Source organism: Vibrio sp. 10N.247.311.47 (genome assembly GCF_041467535.1).
GTDB lineage: Bacteria > Pseudomonadota > Gammaproteobacteria > Enterobacterales > Vibrionaceae > Vibrio > Vibrio crassostreae_C.
The window spans coordinates 1-3,183 of record NZ_JBFSUR010000080.1; the positions used below are offsets into that span (position 1 = coordinate 1).

Sequence of the window (3,183 nt, forward strand, 5' to 3'; positions counted from 1 at the left end):
TTCCTGCACCCCACTGGCGCAAGCATTGTAACGAATAATCGTTTTGGTTCAAGGGTGGATTGAAACTGGGTTTGCTGATAAGGACACTTATAGATCCTGATAGTCAATTTTCCTCGGTAATTAAGCGAATGACAAAGTCGCTTGGTAGTTACGATACGACAGAATCGCTTGGTGATCACACGACTTAGGTCGGCAGCTCTAAATCGTTTCTGCCCCAAAATCGTTTAGCTCTCGTTTCTTGACCTCTTTCTCTTGTCAGTCCTTGACCTACTTTTCCTAATAGCAGAATATGAGCCTAGTCGAGTACGTATTAGTATGCCGACATGAACTTTAATTTGTGAATGCTGAGGAAATTAAGAACGATAGAACAGTATGTTACTGTTATGGTTTCTGTATTTCCTGAAAATGTCTGCTCAAAAGACGCTGTTATGCACAGTATCACAACCAGCTACATCAACTTAAGGAAGACAAGATGGCAAACCCAAGAGCATTTATAAGTTTCGATTTTGATCACAACGTTACACAGAAGAACTTATTTGTAGGCCAATCGAAAAATTCAAAAACTCCATTCTCAATTGAAGACTGGTCATCCAAGTCTTCATTGCCTCAGGATCAGTGGGAGTCATTGATCAAAACCAAGATTGGTAAGTGCAACATGCTTATTGTGCTAAGCGGTAAAACTATGGCGAGTGCTACAGGTGTTTCTAAAGAGATTGCTATGGCCAAGGAGAAAGACGTACCTGTATTTGGTGTATATGTAGATGGCGCAAATACAACAAGTAATCTACCAAGTGGTTTACCGCGCAATAGAACCATCGCATGGGATTGGGACAAGATTGAGGCGGCTATTGATCAAGTAATGGGTGAAGGGAAGAATAAATAGAGGTTTCGATGAAAAAGGCACTGATTATTGGAATAAATGATTACCCTAATTCACCACTTGGTGGCTGTGTAAATGACGCAAATACTTTGGCAACAGTACTAGAGTCGAATGGAGATGGCTCACCAAACTTTGGCGTTCGTAAAATTACGTGCCCATCCACTAACATTACTAGACCAGTATTGCGTGAAGCTATTGAACAGCTATTTAGTGGAGATTGCGAAATGGCTCTGCTTTATTTTTCGGGTCATGGATTTATAAAAAGTACGGGTGGCTATTTAGTTACCACAGACGCTAAAAAGTATGATGAAGGCGTAGCGATGGATGAAATCCTAACGCTAGCAAACCAGTCAAAAGCAAGAAATAAGGTCATTATCTTTGATTGTTGCCACTCTGGCGCAATGGCATCTCCAAGTCTAGCTGGTAATGGTACAGCTCAACTGGCTGAAGGTATGTCTGTATTAACAGCTAGTCGAGATAGCGAATACGCTCTAGAAGCAAATGGTGCTGGCATTTTTACATCTCTACTAGTCGATGCATTGAAGGGGGGAGCGGCAGATATTCGAGGTAATATAACGCCTGGTTCTCTTTATGCGTATGTTGATGAGGCTCTTGGTGCGTGGGATCAGCGGCCAATCTTTAAGACAAATGTCACTAGTTTTTCCCCACTACGAATTATCCCCCCGAAAGTGCCATTTGAGACATTGCGAAAAATCACGCAGTACTTTCCAACAGCTGACTCAGAACATAAGTTAGATCCATCTTATGAAGACACAGAGACAAATGCAGATCCAGATAATGTTAAGATATTTAAAGATTTACAGAAGTATCAAAGCGTAGGCTTGGTCGTGCCAGTTAATGCAGAGTTTATGTATTATGCTGCGTTAAATTCCACGTCTTGTCGATTGACGGCTCTCGGCTATCAATACTGGCGACTAGTAAATGAGAAACGGTTATAAAGGTGTGTAACAAATGCCTGCTGTCGGACTGGTTTTCCAATGTGCTCTAAACCAGCCGCAAATGCGGGCGTTATATGCATATGGATGACTTGTGGTATGATGCTTTAGGACGTTGAATTTAACGGAATCAAAAATGAGCATTTGGGATATAGATAAATTACAACTTTTCATCATGTTTGTTATTCCTGGCTTTATAAGTATGAAAACTTATGAGCTTCTTTATCCCTCTCATTTGAAGGACTCATCAAAGCAGTTAGTCGATGCTATCACATATAGCTGCATAAACTACGCCATTTTTTACTGGTTTATAGTTGCCGTTGAAACTGGGACAGGATCTGAAAGTTTCAAAATCGCACACCCCATTTTATATATTTTCTTTTACGTTTTCGTTCTTCTGGTGTTCCCCGTCATTTTAGCATTCTCATGGAAAGCGTTAAGAGAATCAAAAAAATTCAAGGAAAATATACATCATCCAATCCAGAAACCGTGGGACTACTTTTTTGCACAAGGTCGGTGTTATTGGGTGAAAATAATCCTTAATAATGGCGCTGTTATAGCAGGTTATTATGGCACAAAATCGTTCGCTTCCAGCTCTCCTGCTGAAGAGCAGCTATACCTTGAGCAAACGTGGAAACTTGGAAGCGATGGCTCATTTGAGCGAGCGATAAACAAAACTGCTGGAGTCATTATCTTGACCAGCGAAATCTCTCATATTGAATTTAGGGATGTTTAAAATGACAGAAAGAAAAACTTCAAATAATGGTTATCAACCACAAGTATCACCTTCAGAACGACACAAAGGCTACCAGCCTTCCCAGCCAGCACCTATGCCAAGTGGTGAGCCAGGTGCTGGTTATCAACCAACTGGTGCGGGTGACAGTCCGACAAACCCTACACCGACTCCTCCAGGCGCTGAATAACGCATATAACAAACGATCAAGGGTTCAACATACTTTTCCTAATCTGACAGAAGCATTTTAGTGCGACAGCTCTAAAACGCTTCTGTCCAAAACCTTGTTAGAAATTAATAAAACCATTGCGCGGTAAAGCGATTGCCTGCCGACATCAGGCACTAATAATGATGAAAAATGAATCAAATAAGATGTGATATAAATCACTTTACAAGCCCATTTGGACTGTTATCCTCAAGATGTTAAACGTTGAATACTGACGAATAGTATTAAACACACGGGGTTAACCCCCCTTAAATGGCTTTCTGAAATGTGTCGTGGCTTCTTTTTAAAGAAGTGAAAGCGTACTTAACTGCCCTTAGCCTATATTGATAGAGCTTTGGCGCTATACACCGACTTTTTATCACCCCCACGGGAAAATTATTTCCCATGG

General features: G+C 41.0%; 4 protein-coding genes. All 4 read left to right on the forward strand.

Features of this window, described 5'->3' with window-relative positions; genetic code table 11:
- The first annotated feature begins 472 nt into the window (after positions 1–472).
- Positions 473–883, forward strand: coding sequence for a TIR domain-containing protein (locus tag AB6E51_RS24115; RefSeq protein WP_017091819.1), 411 nt, complete (start codon positions 473–475; stop codon positions 881–883).
- An 8-nt stretch (positions 884–891) separates the two neighbouring features.
- Positions 892–1,839, forward strand: coding sequence for a caspase family protein (locus AB6E51_RS24120; protein ID WP_017091820.1), 948 nt, complete (start codon positions 892–894; stop codon positions 1,837–1,839).
- A 133-nt stretch (positions 1,840–1,972) separates the two neighbouring features.
- Positions 1,973–2,572 carry a DUF6338 family protein gene (locus AB6E51_RS24125; RefSeq protein WP_154724042.1) on the forward strand — a complete coding sequence of 200 codons (600 nt, stop codon included), beginning with the start codon at positions 1,973–1,975 and terminating at the stop codon, positions 2,570–2,572.
- 1 nt (position 2,573) lies between these two features.
- Positions 2,574–2,759, forward strand: coding sequence for a hypothetical protein (locus AB6E51_RS24130; protein ID WP_136995185.1), 186 nt, complete (start codon positions 2,574–2,576; stop codon positions 2,757–2,759).
- Positions 2,760–3,183 lie beyond the last annotated feature (424 nt).

What these genes read in the sequence shown, in the direction of transcription:
- AB6E51_RS24115 (WP_017091819.1), top strand. Translation starts at nt 473, where the DNA reads ATGGCAAACCCAAGAGCATTTATAAGTTTCGATTTTGATCACAACGTT.
- AB6E51_RS24120 (WP_017091820.1), top strand. Translation starts at nt 892, where the DNA reads ATGAAAAAGGCACTGATTATTGGAATAAATGATTACCCTAATTCACCA.
- AB6E51_RS24125 (WP_154724042.1), top strand. Translation starts at nt 1,973, where the DNA reads ATGAGCATTTGGGATATAGATAAATTACAACTTTTCATCATGTTTGTT.
- AB6E51_RS24130 (WP_136995185.1), top strand. Translation starts at nt 2,574, where the DNA reads ATGACAGAAAGAAAAACTTCAAATAATGGTTATCAACCACAAGTATCA.